Source organism: Arthrobacter sp. GmRoot5-12 (genome assembly GCF_059739365.1).
This window is the reverse complement of sequence record NZ_AP046056.1, coordinates 1,514,544-1,527,987: the sequence shown is the minus strand read 5'-3', so window position 1 is coordinate 1,527,987 and position 13,444 is coordinate 1,514,544. Positions and strand designations below refer to the sequence as shown.

At 65.4% G+C, this 13,444-nt stretch carries 14 protein-coding genes; 10 read left to right on the top strand and 4 right to left on the bottom strand.

Features of this window, described 5'->3' with window-relative positions; all coding sequences use genetic code 11:
- Positions 1 to 275: 275 nt before the first annotated feature.
- Positions 276 to 1,655, bottom strand: a complete 1,380-nt coding sequence (locus tag AC6JAM_RS06905; protein ID WP_478222470.1) for an MFS transporter — start codon at positions 1,653 to 1,655, stop codon at positions 276 to 278.
- 301 nt (positions 1,656 to 1,956) lie between these two features.
- Positions 1,957 to 2,532 carry a hypothetical protein gene (locus tag AC6JAM_RS06900; protein WP_497934340.1) on the bottom strand — a complete coding sequence of 192 codons (576 nt, stop codon included), beginning with the start codon at positions 2,530 to 2,532 and terminating at the stop codon, positions 1,957 to 1,959.
- Between the two features lie 302 nt (positions 2,533 to 2,834).
- On the opposite strand from AC6JAM_RS06900, the gene AC6JAM_RS06895 reads away from it, so the two are divergent.
- Both AC6JAM_RS06895 and AC6JAM_RS06890 read left to right on the top strand, forming a co-directional pair.
- Positions 2,835 to 4,043, top strand: a complete 1,209-nt coding sequence (locus AC6JAM_RS06895) for an aspartate transaminase (RefSeq protein WP_497934338.1) — start codon at positions 2,835 to 2,837, stop codon at positions 4,041 to 4,043.
- Positions 4,044 to 4,089: 46 nt separating this feature from the next.
- Positions 4,090 to 4,785 carry a 4-carboxy-4-hydroxy-2-oxoadipate aldolase/oxaloacetate decarboxylase gene (locus AC6JAM_RS06890; RefSeq protein ID WP_497934337.1) on the top strand — a complete coding sequence of 232 codons (696 nt, stop codon included), beginning with the start codon at positions 4,090 to 4,092 and terminating at the stop codon, positions 4,783 to 4,785.
- Between the two features lie 95 nt (positions 4,786 to 4,880).
- Here AC6JAM_RS06890 and AC6JAM_RS06885 read toward each other — a convergent pair whose 3' ends face one another.
- Complete coding sequence (locus AC6JAM_RS06885; protein WP_026266203.1) at positions 4,881 to 5,123, bottom strand: hypothetical protein; 243 nt, start codon at positions 5,121 to 5,123, stop codon at positions 4,881 to 4,883.
- 123 nt (positions 5,124 to 5,246) lie between these two features.
- Positions 5,247 to 6,209 carry a nitrogen assimilation transcriptional regulator NAC gene (gene nac, locus AC6JAM_RS06880; RefSeq protein WP_056388229.1) on the bottom strand — a complete coding sequence of 321 codons (963 nt, stop codon included), beginning with the start codon at positions 6,207 to 6,209 and terminating at the stop codon, positions 5,247 to 5,249.
- Positions 6,210 to 6,602: 393 nt separating this feature from the next.
- Between nac and AC6JAM_RS06875 the strand changes: the two genes are divergently transcribed.
- From AC6JAM_RS06875 to AC6JAM_RS06840, 8 genes are all read left to right on the top strand, one after another.
- The gene (locus tag AC6JAM_RS06875; RefSeq protein ID WP_056388227.1) at positions 6,603 to 7,388 is read left to right on the top strand and encodes a LamB/YcsF family protein; all 786 of its coding nucleotides are present in this window, start codon (positions 6,603 to 6,605) and stop codon (positions 7,386 to 7,388) included.
- A gap of 2 nt (positions 7,389 to 7,390) precedes the next feature.
- Positions 7,391 to 8,122, top strand: coding sequence for a 5-oxoprolinase subunit B family protein (locus AC6JAM_RS06870; protein WP_056388225.1), 732 nt, complete (start codon positions 7,391 to 7,393; stop codon positions 8,120 to 8,122).
- On the top strand, positions 8,119 to 9,132 hold the full coding sequence (locus AC6JAM_RS06865; RefSeq protein WP_056388223.1) for a 5-oxoprolinase subunit C family protein: 1,014 nt from the start codon (positions 8,119 to 8,121) through the stop codon (positions 9,130 to 9,132). Before AC6JAM_RS06870 ends, AC6JAM_RS06865 begins: the two co-directional genes overlap by 4 nt.
- 136 nt (positions 9,133 to 9,268) lie before the next feature.
- Positions 9,269 to 10,024: an SDR family oxidoreductase gene (locus AC6JAM_RS06860; RefSeq protein WP_056388221.1), complete on the top strand. Its 756-nt coding sequence runs from the start codon at positions 9,269 to 9,271 to the stop codon at positions 10,022 to 10,024.
- A 45-nt stretch (positions 10,025 to 10,069) separates the two neighbouring features.
- Positions 10,070 to 11,011: a 2-hydroxyacid dehydrogenase gene (locus AC6JAM_RS06855; RefSeq protein WP_488315189.1), complete on the top strand. Its 942-nt coding sequence runs from the start codon at positions 10,070 to 10,072 to the stop codon at positions 11,009 to 11,011.
- Positions 11,008 to 11,778: an SDR family oxidoreductase gene (locus AC6JAM_RS06850; protein WP_018772091.1), complete on the top strand. Its 771-nt coding sequence runs from the start codon at positions 11,008 to 11,010 to the stop codon at positions 11,776 to 11,778. The genes AC6JAM_RS06855 and AC6JAM_RS06850 overlap by 4 nt, the downstream gene beginning before the upstream one ends.
- Positions 11,778 to 12,869 (top strand): L-idonate 5-dehydrogenase, encoded by a 1,092-nt coding sequence (locus AC6JAM_RS06845; protein ID WP_497934335.1) that lies wholly within the window; start codon positions 11,778 to 11,780, stop codon positions 12,867 to 12,869. Before AC6JAM_RS06850 ends, AC6JAM_RS06845 begins: the two co-directional genes overlap by 1 nt.
- Positions 12,866 to 13,408, top strand: coding sequence for a gluconokinase (locus AC6JAM_RS06840; RefSeq protein WP_223993520.1), 543 nt, complete (start codon positions 12,866 to 12,868; stop codon positions 13,406 to 13,408). Before AC6JAM_RS06845 ends, AC6JAM_RS06840 begins: the two co-directional genes overlap by 4 nt.
- The last annotated feature ends 36 nt before the right edge of the window (positions 13,409 to 13,444 follow it).

Below are 13,444 nucleotides of genomic sequence, written 5' to 3'. Positions count from 1 at the left end.
GGACTCAGGTGCCCGGGCCGTTACGGTGCAGCGATGCCCCTGGTCAGCTTGCGGATCCCGTCGTGCTTCGGGCCGGGGGCCGCGGCCGTTGAAGTTTTGGTTGGCGTGCTGCAGCCAGCCGGAGCGGCCCTGGCGACAGGAAGACCTCTTAGTGGTTGGCTGTTGGTGCCGCCACTAAGAGGTCTTCACTTGTTCACAACTGAATCAACGTTGTGGGACGTTCAGCGAGTCCGTGATCATCTCAAGGGAGATATCCCGTCATCCCGCTTTTGGGTCTAACCAGCGAGGCCGCGGGCAGCTGAGCTTGGGGACATGGCCGCGGCCGTGAGGACGGACGTTTCCCGTTCGCTCTGCTGCACCTCGTCGAGCTCCTTGAGGGTGTACTTTCTGGTCTCCTTGGCGGTCAGGGCTGAGGCTCCGGCCAGGACCATGAACCCGAGCGCGACCATGGACGGTCCGACCCAATCTTTCAGGTCGGGGCCAGCGAGGGCTGTCGAGAGAACGGGGCCGATGACGCCCGAGATGGCGAAGCCGACCTGCGTCCCAAGGGCGAGTCCGGAGACGCGCAGGCGGCCGGGGAACATCTCCGCGAAGAATGACGGCCAGGACGCGTTCACCATTGAGTAGAAGAGGGAGTAGTTGATGATGCCGAACAGGAAGATCAGCGACCAATTCCCGGTCGTGATTGACCACAGGTAGGGGACCATCGTGACGCCCACGCCGCCCGTTGCGATGAGGAACATCGTCTTGCGGCCGATCTTGTCCACAAGGAATCCTGCGAGGGGCGTGATGCCGAGGGCGATCACGGCCGAGACGGTAGTCGTCAGGAGCATGGTCGGCTTATCCAGCTTGTAGCCGGCGGTACCGAATGCCACCGAGAAGGTCTGCATCATGTAGCTCGTGCCAGCGATGAGGGCACAGAACACGATCCGCAGCACGGCACGCCAGTGGAAGCGCAGAAGATGCCGGAGGGGAGCAACGTTCACCTTGGCGGCCTGGGCCTTTACGAACTCCGGCGGCTCCTCGATGTGGCGGCGGATCAGGTAGGCAGCGACGACTACGAGGGCGGAGGCCCAGAACGGCAGCCGCCAACCCCAGCTCAGCAACTGCTCCGAGGGCATGGCGGCGATCGGGATGAAGACCAGCAGGGTAAGCAGTGTGCCGGAGGAGGAACCCAAGGTGGTGAAGCTCGCGAGGAACCCGCGCCGGCCTTCGGAAGCATGCTCCAGGCTCATGGTGATGGCACTGGGCTGCTCGCCGGAAAGGCACAGTCCCTGGATGACGCGGATCAGCACGAGCAGGACTGGAGCAAGAGGCCCGATTTGGGCGTATGTGGGGAGGCACCCGATCAGGAAGGTGCAGCCGCCGATGCCGAACAGTGTGATCATCATGACGAACTTGCGGCCGCGACGATCGCCCAGCGGCCCCAGGATGAGGGAGCCGAGGGGGCGCACCGCGTAGCCGACCGCGAAGGTGATCATGGCGAGCAGTACGCTGAGGCCCTGGGGCAGCTCGGGTGAAAAGAAGAGCACGTTCAGAACCAGCGCCGACGAGGTGCCGTACACCGCGAAGTCGTAGTACTCCAACGTCGTACCGATCCAGGCCGCGATTGCGGCCTTGACCGGGGTCTTCCTGGGAAGTGTGGTTTCTGTCATTTCGTCTCCGTGGGTGATGGGTGAACACCGGTTGCCGCTAAACCTGGGCTCTCGGAAAGAGATCTTGAGTGGAATGTCCTGTTGGTCCTGCTGTGAGCTCTCTCGCAAATCGTGTTTACGGCTTTGCGGACCGGCCTCAAACATCAAGTTAACGTTTGCGGTATGGGTCACACAAAGTCGGCTTTTATGTACCTACATAGCGATTTGTTATGGCTTGGAGTCGAAGGACCGGAGACCTTGGACAACACGGAAGCTCGCCGTGGAACGGGGATGGGAGGGCGGAAGGCCCGCCGGCCGGGGATCAGGCGGGACGATTACTGCGGCTGGGCACACGCAAGCCGACGCCCCTGGTCATTTTGCGGATTTCGTCGGACTTAAGCCCGCTTGCCCCGGCAAGTTGGTAGTCGTCAAGGAGCCGGGATTTCCTGGCCAGGGCCAGAACCTGCGTTCGTTGTTCTTCCGCGTCGCTCCGGGCGCCTTCTGCTGCCGCCAGCTCCGAAGCCAATCCCGCAATGAGGTGAAGATGCCCGCTCCGGGTTTGGCCGGACGGGTACAGCTCGCCGCGTGCCAGCGCGGCAGACCGGATACTTGCTGCAGGCTGTCCGGCGGCCTTCGCGACGGCGGCAACCTTCACGCCATCGCACACGGCCTGGGCAAGGCAATCACCCAACTCGGCGGTGAGGGCACGTACCCTGCTGGACCGAAGTGCGAGGGTCGTCCTCAGCTGGGCCAGCATGGCCAGGACTTGTTGGGCTCGGGCCGTGGCGGGGTCCGGCTTCGGGACGCCGCGGTACCGGTACGCTGCCACGCCGGCCGCGCCCGTGCCGGTCCTGGCTGAACGCGGAGGTATCCGATCGTGAATTTTTCTGCCGGGCACCTCTGCTCCTTGTCTCCGTTGGTGTTCGCCTGCCCGCGCGGCTTCCCGCCCGTCGGACGTGGAGGCGTCGCGGGGGCCGGCGGTGTGCCTTCATTGGGCCCGTTATCCACCCTGCAGGTTACGCCCCGGTCAAACCGGCAGGGCAATACCGAAAGTACTTGGAGCAATAGGCGAAAGTTCTAGGTGCTCCGTCATAAGGGCTGCTTATCTGTCCACGCACTTTAGGTCTTATCCAAGGGGGTGGCTCCTTCCCTAGGCTCAAATGAACCACCCCCATCCGTACCGGAAGCCTGGAAGACACCATGCCTGAATTCGTGCCCGCATCACGCGTAACCCGTATCAAATCCTCACCCAGCGTTGCCGCGGCGGCCCGTGTCCGGGAGCTCAAGGCCGAGGGCCGCCGGATCCTGGACCTGACGGTCGGCGAGCCGGACTTCGACACGCCCCAGCACATCAAGGACGCCGCCTTCGCGGCCATCGACCGTGGTGAAACCAAGTACACATCGGTCACCGGGACGCCCGAACTGCAAAAGGCCATCCTGCAGACGCTGCACCGCAAAACAGGGCAGCAGTACACCGCCGGCGAAATCACCATCGGGGGAGGCGGCAAGCAGGTCATCTTCACCGCGTTCATGGCCACCCTCGATCCGGGCGACGAAGTTGTCATTCCAGCGCCGTACTGGGTCTCCTACCCGGACATGGTGCTCGCCAACGAAGGCACCCCCGTCATCGTTTCCTGTGGTGAGGACACCGGTTTCAAACTAACCCCCGAGGCACTGGCAGGCGCACTGACGGAGCACACCAAGTGGGTCATCCTCAACACGCCCTCCAACCCCACCGGAGCGGTCTACTCCCGCCAAGAACTGGCAGGCCTGGCCGCCGTCCTCAAGGACCACACTGACGTCTATGTCCTCACCGATGAGATCTACGACGAGATCCACTTCGGCGAAGAGCCCATAACGGGTCTCGTGGCCGTTGCCCCTGAGCTTAAGGACCGCGTGCTGGTCACCAACGGGGTCTCCAAGGCCTACGCGATGACCGGATGGCGGCTGGGTTACGCCGGCGGCCCGCCGCCCCTGGTGGCTGCCATTAACAAGCTGCAGTCCCAAATGTCCTCCTGCCCGTCCTCGATCAGCCAGGCGGCTGCCGCCGCGGCACTCACCGGAGACCATGCGTTCGTCCGCGAAAGCGTGGAGGTGTACCGCGAACGGCGTGATGCGGCAGTCGCCGGGCTTAACGCGGTCAATGGCCTGCAGTGCGCGACGCCGGAAGGCGCCTTTTACGCGTACGTCAACTGCGCCGGGGTCATCGGCAAGACGACACCCGACGGCAGGCGGATCAGCAACGACGAGGACTTCACGTTGTATCTCCTGGAAGCGGCGTCCGTTGCCGTCATCCAGGGTTCGGCGTACGGACTAAGCCCCTACTTCCGGATTTCCTATGCCACCGGCCTGCCGGTGATCGAGGATTCCATCGCTGCCATCGAAAAGGCCGTCAGGGCGCTGGCCTGACCCAATCACTGCTTTGCCCACGCTTTCTACAAAACAGGAGCACCTCATGATCCATGTCAAAACGAAATTCGACCGCCCTTCCGAAGATGCCGTTCAGCGGCTCTCCAAGTTCTCATCTGCCACCGTGCATGAAGCACAGGGCCGCAAAGGTGCGCTGAGTTCGAAGATCAAGCCGATTGACCGCAGCATGTCCTTCTGCGGCCCCGCCGTCACCGTGGTCTGTGCACCGCGGGACAACCTGATGCTTCAGGTGGCCATTCACTACGCCAAGCAGGGCGACGTTGTCCTGGTGGCAGCCGGTGAGTACGAGGAAGCCGGGACATTCGGCGATGTGCTGGGCAACGCCATGAAGGCGAAAGGCCTGGCGGGTATGGTTACGGATTCAGGCGTCCGCGACACCAAGGACCTGATTGAACTCGGATTGCCGGTGTTCTCCGGCAGTGTCTGCATCAAGGGAACCGTCAAGGAAACCATTGGCCCGATCAACCATCCCCTGGTGTTCGGCGGCGAAATTGTCTACCCGGGCGATGTCCTGCTGGGTGATGGCGACGGTGTGGTGGTGGTCCGCAAGGATGAGATCGAGGAAGTCATCAGGCTGTCGCAGGCACGCGTGGACGCTGAGGACGACCTCATCCGCCGCTACAAGGAGGGTGGCACCACCATCGAGTTGTGCAAGCTGACCGAGGTCCTGAAGGCAAAGGGGCTGCTGGTGGAAGACGCCGAATTGGAGCCCGCGCTGTAGCTCACACCGATGGGGTTAAACCACAGAGGCCCGGAGTTCCTTCTGGAACTCCGGGCCTTCTGTTGGCCGCCGGCGGGGCGGTGGTTCAAGCCACCTCAGTTGATCCCGGGAAGAAGGTACGCAGGCGGCCCCACCTGGGAGTCGTCCAGGTACCACATGGTGGATCCCCGCTTGCCCGGCGGCATCATGCTGCCCTCGAAGACAAACACCGGATCCGAGGCAGCGCCGTCCTCGGCCCGCCAGAAACCATTGGTGGGGCAATGCGAACCGGTGCTGGCCTTAAGCTGGATCCTTCGTTCCGAGGATTTCCGGTATTGCAGGCTGGTGATCTTTTTCATGCTGGGCTCCAAGGGAATCATTTGTGCCGGGTAAACGCCGTTGGCGAACCTTTATGGCTTTTATCCTAGGACGCAGCAAATTCCATGGATAAGACTAATGGAGCGTGACCTGATAAGGGCCGCTTATGATGCATCCGCGCCAGCGGAGGGTGTTCCGCTGGAAAGCGGCTGGTATTTGCTGCGCAGCATTTCCTGGAGCATTTCCTTCAGCACCAGCAGAACGGCGGAACCGGCCTCAGAGAGCGGTTCGTGGTCCGGAGTGCACAGCGCGATCTTGCACTGGAGTGCAGGCCCGGTGATCCGCAGGACCCGGAAGTCCTCCTCATGGAACAGGGCATCCGCGGCCGACTTTGGCAGGATGGTCGCACCCAGGTCGCTGCGCAGCAGCCGGGTCAGGGACGGCACCGATTCCACTTCCCCCACCAGGTGCAGCGTGAGGCCCTTGCTGTCGAAGCCCGCCTCCACCACCTGGCGGAGGGTGTGGATCCGTTCGGGCAGGAACAGGCCCAGCGTGGCCGCCGCTTCCAGGGCGATGGTGCCGGCCCCGGGATCCACCGGAAGCTCCCGCGCGGCGTTGACCACCAGGTACAGGTCCTCGACGATGAGGGTGGTGAATTGCACACCCCGGATGGGCCCCGGTTCATAGATGAGGGCCATGTCCAGCCGCCCGTTCTTGATGGCCTCGCTGAGTACGCCGCCGTATATCTCCGTCAGGTGCAGCACGATGTCGGGGTAGCGCCGCCCTACTTCGCGGATAATCCGCGGGGTAAGGCTTGAGGCCATGCTGTAGGGAGCGATTGCTATGGAGACGCGCCCGGAAGGTGCCGCTCCTGAAGCTGCCACATCGATCCTTGCCTGCTCCACTTGGCGCAGGATGGTTTGGGCGTGCCGGTAGAGGGTATGGCCGGCCGCCGTGGGCTCCACGCCCTGCTTGCTCCGGATCAGGAGCCGCTGCTTCAGCTCCGTTTCCAGGGCCGACACCTGCTGGCTCAGCGCCGGCTGGGCGACGTGGAGGGCGGCGGCCGCCTTGGTGATGCTTCCTGAGTCGACGATCTTCACGAAGTACGCCAGCTTCCGGGTGTCCATAGCGCTCCTCTTTTCCAGCCGGGGACGGCACAGCATGCGGGGTCATACGTTGGCGCTATGGCGGGACAGGCAATACGTCTTTGTGTGATCCGAGTCTCGGGCATAGGTTAATTGCAGATGACTTTTCCAATGACCAGATCATTCTATCCCGGCCCAAGCCATCGCCGGTTTTGATGCCGGCATATGTTTTGTGCATAAGCAGGAAAAAATTTGTTGGAAAAGCCAGTCTTGTTGTTACGAAATAAGGGCCGCTTGAATTTTTCGGGGTCGCCAATAGCGCCCCTAAAGGTCATAACTGTTCCCTATAGCGTGATACCGCATTCGTCTTTGTGTGGCTCCAATCCCGATGCCACACTGATTTACACCCGCAGCACCAGCAGAGGAAGGCCCGCAATGCCCACAGTTGATCTCGTAGCGGATCTTGGTGAAGGTTTTGGCGCCTACTCGATCGGCGACGACAACGCCCTCCTGGAAATCGTCTCCAGCGCCAACATCGCCTGCGGCTTCCACGCGGGGGACCCTGACATCATGGACGCCACCGTGGCTGAATGTGTCAGGACGGGAGTCGGCATCGGCGCCCACCCGAGCTTCCCGGATCTTCGCGGCTTCGGCCGCCGGGCCATGGACCTCACGGCTGACGAAGTCCGCAACGATGTGATCTACCAGCTGGGTGCCCTGTCGGCGTTTGCCGCCTACCACGGCGGTACCGTCTCCCACCTGGCTCCCCACGGCCGCCTGGGCAACCTGGTGGCCACCCGCGCGGACTACGCCCGAGCCGTAGCAGATGCCGCCGCCCGGGTGGACCCGAAGCTGATCATCCTGGCGCAGGACGGTGAACTCGCCACTGCGGCGGCGGAGCGCGGCCTGCGGGTGGCCATCGTTGGCATCGCGGACCGCGCCTACCAGGATGACGGGACTCTGGTGCCGCGCAGCCGGCCCGGCGCCGTGATCCACGACCCCTCCGTCATTGTCCGGCGCACTGTGCGGATGGTGACCGAAGGACTCATCGAAACAGTCTCCGGCAGCGACATCGCCATCCATGCCGACACGGTGCTGCTCCACGGCGACAATCCGGGCGCCGTCGAACTTGCCCGCCTGGTTCGCAGCGAACTGATCGCCGCAGGCGTCACCATTGCCCCGTTGGCACAAGTGCTCGCCGCAAAGCAAAAGGTTTCCTGACCATGGCCGCCCCAACGACAACCAGCCGGACAATGCTGGACATCTACGAGTCAGGCGACGCCGCCCTGCGTGTGGTGGCACAGGCCGGTGACGCAGAAGCCAACTGGGCCACGGTCCACTCCCTGGCCGGCTGGCTGGCGACCGCCGGCGTCGAAGGCATCCATGGCGCCGTTCCCACCTACGACTCCGTCCTGGTCGAATTCGACCCCTACCTCACCTCCGCCCGCCAGGTCAGGGCGTTCATCCTCCTGGGGATGCGCCAGCTGGACTTTGTTGGCACCACCCTGCGCGAGCCGCGCCGCTTCGAGGTACCGGTCGTGTACGGGGGCAGCTACGGGCCGGACCTGGAAAGCGTGGCAGAGCACCAGGGCCTGGACGTCCAGGACGTGATCGCCCGGCACACGGCCAAGACCTACGTCATCCGCTGCCTCGGAGCGCCGGCAGGCTCGCCCATGATGGACGGACCAGACTTCCCGGTCCCCGTCCCCAGGCTCAAAGACCCGCGGCTGTCCGTACCCGCCGGTGCAGTATCCGTGGCCGGACGCCAAGCCGTGATCGCGCCCGCCGTCGCACCAGGAGGCTGGTGCGTCATCGGCCAGACCCCCCTTACGGTCCTGGACGCAGCACGCGAACCCCTGGTGCCCTACGTCCCCGGCGATGAACTGCGCTTCTACCGCATTCCCGCGGAGGACTTCGGAAAGTACGAGGGGCAGTTCCTGGAGGCCCGGCCATGACCGGGTCACTTATCGTCCTTCAGCCCGGACACTCCGTCGTCACCGACCTTGGCCGGACGAAGGGTCCTGCATTCGGACTTCCCGTCAACGGCGCCCTGGACCAGTTTTCGGCCAAGGCCGCGAACATCCTGGCCGGCAACGGGGACAACGATCCGCTGCTGGAACTAACCGCCCTGGACTTCAGGATGCGCGCCACCACGGACCTGCTGATCGCCGTGACCGGCGCGCCGCTGGACCTCTCGGTGGGCGGCCGCGACTGCCCCCAGTGGGAGCCCGTCTCCGTACGGGCCGGCGAAACAGTGGCGGTCCGCGGAATCCGCACCGGTCTCCGGGCCTACATCGCCGTCCGCGGATCCTTCACTGTCCCCACGCTGCTGGGCAGTTGCGCACCGGACACGGTCGTGGGCTTCGGACTGAAACTTGTTGAGGGCACCCGGCTTGCAACGCAAAAGACCACCGCGCCCCTCACTCAGCCATACTTCGGCTTGCCCCTGTTCCGGCTGGGGCTGGCAAAGCCGGAATTCACCACCCACCCGGTCATCGACGTCACCGACGGGCCGGACGTAGCCGAATTCGGCGACACCGCAGACCTGCTTTTCACCACGCAGTACACCGTGAGCCCCCGAAGCAACCACATCGGACTCCGGCTCGGCGGCGCACTTCCCGAACGCCAACTCACCTCCGAGGTCCTCTCCCGCGGTGTCCCGGTGGGGGCCATCGAGGTTCCGTCCCGGGACGAACTGCTGGTCCTGCACCGGGGACGCGGCGTTACGGCGGGCTATCCGGTCCTGGGGGTCGTCACAAGCCGCTCCCTGGATGTCCTGGCACAGTCCAGGCCCGGACACACCGTCACCTTCAGAAAGACAACCGTGGCTGAAGCAACAGCCATGCACCGCACAGCCTGCCTGGAGCTGGACAGACTCCGGAACACCGTGAACACAGTCTTTGGACTCCTGGGGGTCGGCGCCGGCCAGCGCTGGCACGAACTCAGCCCGGCGTCAGGAGCCTGAACATCATGAATGCCCGTCCCACCGCCCGGGACCGCACCCACAAACCGCTACGCGATCCCTAACCCCCTGCCAACCACTACGCCCAGCCCATTGCCGGACCTAAGAGCCCCGCCATTTACCACTTATTGGAGTCCCTGTGCCTTTTTCCGACTACACCACAGCCCTCGTCACCGGAGCGTCCACCGGCATGGGCGCGGCCATCGCCGAACGTCTCGCCAAGCGCGGATTGACCGTGCACGCTGTGGCCCGCAACGAGGAACGCCTCGCCGAACTGGCCGACCGCACGGGAGCAGTCCCGCATGTGGTGGACCTGACCGACACCGCCGGCCTGGCCGGCGTCGTCCGCGACCTCAAGGTGGACGTCCTGGTGAACTGCGCCGGGGTCTCCCGGACCGGCAACATCCTGGACTCCTCCGAGCAGGACATCGACGAACTCATCGACGTCAACCTCCGCGGCCTGCTGCAGCTCACCCGGCTGGTGCTGCCCGGCATGGTGGAGCGGGACCTGGGCCACGTGGTCAACATCAGTTCGATCGCCGGGCTCTACAACTTCTACGGCCACACCGCGTACCACGCCACCAAGGCCGCCGTGCACCAGATCTCCCGGCAGTTGCGCAACGACACGGTCGGCAAGCGCATCCGCGTCACCGAAATCTGCCCCGGCCGGGTGGAGACCGAAATCTTCGGCCGCAACCTGGGCGGCAGCCCCGAGGCCATGGAAGAAGCCTGGCAGACCTACTACGAGGGCTACGAGTCGCTCACCACGGACGACATCGTCAATGCCCTTGATTACGCCATTGAAACCCCGCGCCACGTGAATGTGGGCATGCTCGAGCTCATGCCCACCTTCCAGGTCCCCGGCGGACTGACCTTCGACCGCCGCGACGCATAACGATCCGCCCGCAGCACCTTCCCACCAACCGATAGGCCTTCAACGATGCAGCACGTGCAAACCGTCAGTTTCCCCGAACCCCAGCTCCTGGCCGATTTGTCCCCGCTCCCGGAGGGACTGACGGGAGTGGTGTGGGACATGCAGGTGGCCCCTGACGAGGCCCACGGAAGCATCGACGGGGTCATCCTGCCGTACCTCAATGCCGGCGCGGTCCTGGCGAACCTTGGCAAGGTCCCGGACCTGAAGTTCGTGCAAACTCAGTCAACAGGGTTCGACGGCGTCCGCGAGGCAGCGGGTCCGGCCGCCGCCGTGGCAAACGCCTCGGGCGTCCATGCAGCTGCCACCGCGGAGCTGGCCGTTGGCCTCATCCTCGCCAAGCTCCGCGGCATCGACCAGGCCGCCCGCGATCAACAGGCCGAACGCTGGAACCCGCAACGCCGCCAGTCGCTGGCCGACCGGAAGGTCCTGCTGCTGGGCATCGGCGGAATCGGGAAGGAGCTGGCCCGCCGCCTGGAGCCCTTCGAAGTCACACTGACCCGGGTGGGAAGCGCCGCACGGACCGATGCGGACGGCCAGGTCCACGGTCCGGATGAACTCGTGGCGCTCGCCGCCGGCCACGACATCCTGGTCTCCGTCCTTCCCCTCACCGAGGCGACCCACCACCTGGTGGGAGCCAAGGTCCTGGCCGCCCTGCCGGACGGCGCCCTGGTGGTCAACGTCGGCCGCGGCGCCGTGATCGACACCGACGCCCTAACGGCTGAAGTGGTGTCCGGCCGCCTGCACTGCGCCATCGACGTCGTCGACCCAGAACCGCTGCCCGCCGGCCACCCGCTCTGGTCGTCGGAGAACGCCCTCATCACCCCCCACGTTGGCGGCAACGCCTCAGCGTTCGAACCACGGATCCTGAAACTCCTGAAACGGCAGCTTGAGGCCCTCGCCGCCGGCGACACCCCGGTCAACCTGGTGCAGCAGGGACCGTTCGCATGAGCTCACTGTTTGACCTCACCGGCCGCGTCGCATTGGTCACCGGCTCCAGCCGCGGCATCGGCTCGTCACTCGCCCGGGCACTGGCCGACGCCGGTGCCACGGTTGTGCTGAATGGCATCAACCCGGAGCGGCTCAAGGAAGCCGAAGCCGCGCTCGCCGCCGACTTCCCGGCCGGCCGCATCGCCAGCATCGCGTTTGACGTCACCGACGGCGAGGCGGCAGCCCGCAGCATCGCGTGGATCGAAGAGCACGTGGGTCCGTTGGAGATTCTGGTGAACAACGCCGGGATCCAGCACCGGGTGCCGATGCTGGACCTTGAGGTGGCGGATTGGGAGCGGGTCATTTCCACGGACCTGACCAGTGCGTTCCTGGTGGGGCGGGAGGCGGCCCGGCACATGATTCCGCGCGGCCGGGGCAAGATCATCAACATCTGCTCGGTGCAGACGGACCTGGCCCGCCCCACTATCGCCCCGTATGTTGCCGCCAAGGGCGGGCTGCGGAACCTCACCCGGGCCATGACGGCCGAGTGGGCCGCTTCCGGCCTGCAAGTCAACGGGATCGCGCCGGGGTATATCCACACCGAGATGACGCAGAACCTGGTGGACGACGAACAGTTCAATACCTGGATCCTGGGCCGCACCCCGGCCCACCGCTGGGGCACGCCGAAGGACCTGGCCGGGCCCGTGGTCTGGCTGGCCTCCGACGGGTCGGACTTCGTGAACGGCCAGACCATTTTCATCGACGGCGGAATGACGGTGGTGGTCTGATGCCCGCGAACACACCCGTCCAGCCAGGCCCCAACACGCTGCCCGCCTCCGGGCCGGCCGTGGTGGCCCACGCCGCCGGGGACCTCCGGATCGATGAGGTCCCGCTGGCCCTGCCGGCGGATGACCAGGCCGTCGTCGAGGTCTTGTACGGCGGCATCTGCGGCTCGGACCTGCATTACTGGCTGCACGGCGCGGCCGGGGAATCCATCCTGAAGGCACCCCTGGTCCTGGGCCACGAAATCTCCGGCGTGGTGGTCCGCGCCGCCGCCAACGGCCAGGGACCGCAGCCCGGAACCGCCGTCGCCGTCCACCCCGCCACCCCGGGACCTGGCGCGGCCAGGTACCCCGCGGACCGGCCCAACCTCTCACCCGGCTGCACCTACCTGGGCAGCGCCGCCCGCTACCCGCACACCGACGGCGCATTCAGCCGGTACGTGAACCTGCCCGTCCGGATGCTGCGGGCCCTGCCCGAGGGCATCGACCTGCGCACGGCCGCCCTGGTCGAACCCGCGTCCGTGGCCTGGCACGCGGTCTCCCGCGCCGGGGACGTGGCCGGGAAGACCGCGCTGGTGATCGGGTCCGGCCCCATCGGTGCCCTCGCTGTCGCGGTCCTCAAACGCGCCGGTGCAGCGCACATCACCGCTGTGGACCTCCATCCCAAGCCGCTGGAGATCGCCAAGGCCGTCGGCGCGGACCAGGTCGTCAACGCCGCAGACACGGAAGCGATCGCCGCCGTGGAGGCGGACGTGGTGATCGAATCCTCCGGCAACCACCACGGACTGGCCTCCGCCATCCGCGGCGCGGTGCGGGGCGGGACCGTGGTGATGGTGGGGCTGCTGCCCACCGGCATGCAGCCGCTACCCATCTCGCTGGCCATCACCCGCGAACTGGACCTCAAGGGCTCCTTCCGCTTCAACGACGAAATCGACGAGGTCATCGCGGCGCTTGCCGACGGGTCACTGCACATCGACCCCGTCATCACCCACCAATACCCCGTGGAGGACGCCCTGCACGCCTTCGAGGTGGCCAAGGACTCCACCAGTTCCGGCAAAGTCCTCCTCAGCTTCGACGGGAACGGGGAGGAACGGTGAACGCCCCGTTGCCGCCCCTGGTGGTGATGGGCGTGTCCGGCTCGGGGAAATCCACCATGGGCTCCCTGCTGGGCCTGCGCCTGGACATGCCATTCTTCGATGGCGACGATTTCCATCCGGCCGCCAACAAGCAGAAAATGGGCGCCGGCAAACCGCTCACGGACGTTGACAGGGAGCCCTGGCTTGGCACGCTGGGGGAGCTGCTCGCAGGAAAGGCCGACGGCGTCACAACAGTCCCGCCTATCGTCGCCTGCTCAGCGTTGAAGCGCCGCTACCGGGACCTGCTGCGCAGCGCAGCGCCGGATGTTGTCTTCATCCACCTGACCGGAAGCGCGGGCACCATTGGCGCGCGGATGGAAGCCCGCGCCCACGAGTTCATGCCGCGGACCCTGCTGGAATCCCAGTTCGCAGCCTTGGAGGAACTGGACGAGGACGAGGCCCACCTCCTGGCCGATATCACCGAGCCCCCGGAACTCCTGGTGGAACGGCTGGCCACGGAGCTCCAGGCCGTGTCCGCTAAGACGGTCCGCACCGCCTGATTCACAAACGGGTGTTCCGCCCTTGTGGTGGTAGTA

What these genes read in the sequence shown, in the direction of transcription:
- AC6JAM_RS06905 (WP_478222470.1), bottom strand. Translation starts at nt 1,655, where the DNA reads ATGACAGAAACCACACTTCCCAGGAAGACCCCGGTCAAGGCCGCAATC.
- AC6JAM_RS06895 (WP_497934338.1), top strand. Translation starts at nt 2,835, where the DNA reads ATGCCTGAATTCGTGCCCGCATCACGCGTAACCCGTATCAAATCCTCA.
- AC6JAM_RS06890 (WP_497934337.1), top strand. Translation starts at nt 4,090, where the DNA reads ATGATCCATGTCAAAACGAAATTCGACCGCCCTTCCGAAGATGCCGTT.
- AC6JAM_RS06885 (WP_026266203.1), bottom strand. Translation starts at nt 5,123, where the DNA reads ATGAAAAAGATCACCAGCCTGCAATACCGGAAATCCTCGGAACGAAGG.
- nac (WP_056388229.1), bottom strand. Translation starts at nt 6,209, where the DNA reads ATGGACACCCGGAAGCTGGCGTACTTCGTGAAGATCGTCGACTCAGGA.
- AC6JAM_RS06875 (WP_056388227.1), top strand. Translation starts at nt 6,603, where the DNA reads ATGCCCACAGTTGATCTCGTAGCGGATCTTGGTGAAGGTTTTGGCGCC.
- AC6JAM_RS06870 (WP_056388225.1), top strand. Translation starts at nt 7,391, where the DNA reads ATGGCCGCCCCAACGACAACCAGCCGGACAATGCTGGACATCTACGAG.
- AC6JAM_RS06865 (WP_056388223.1), top strand. Translation starts at nt 8,119, where the DNA reads ATGACCGGGTCACTTATCGTCCTTCAGCCCGGACACTCCGTCGTCACC.
- AC6JAM_RS06855 (WP_488315189.1), top strand. Translation starts at nt 10,070, where the DNA reads ATGCAGCACGTGCAAACCGTCAGTTTCCCCGAACCCCAGCTCCTGGCC.
- AC6JAM_RS06850 (WP_018772091.1), top strand. Translation starts at nt 11,008, where the DNA reads ATGAGCTCACTGTTTGACCTCACCGGCCGCGTCGCATTGGTCACCGGC.
- AC6JAM_RS06845 (WP_497934335.1), top strand. Translation starts at nt 11,778, where the DNA reads ATGCCCGCGAACACACCCGTCCAGCCAGGCCCCAACACGCTGCCCGCC.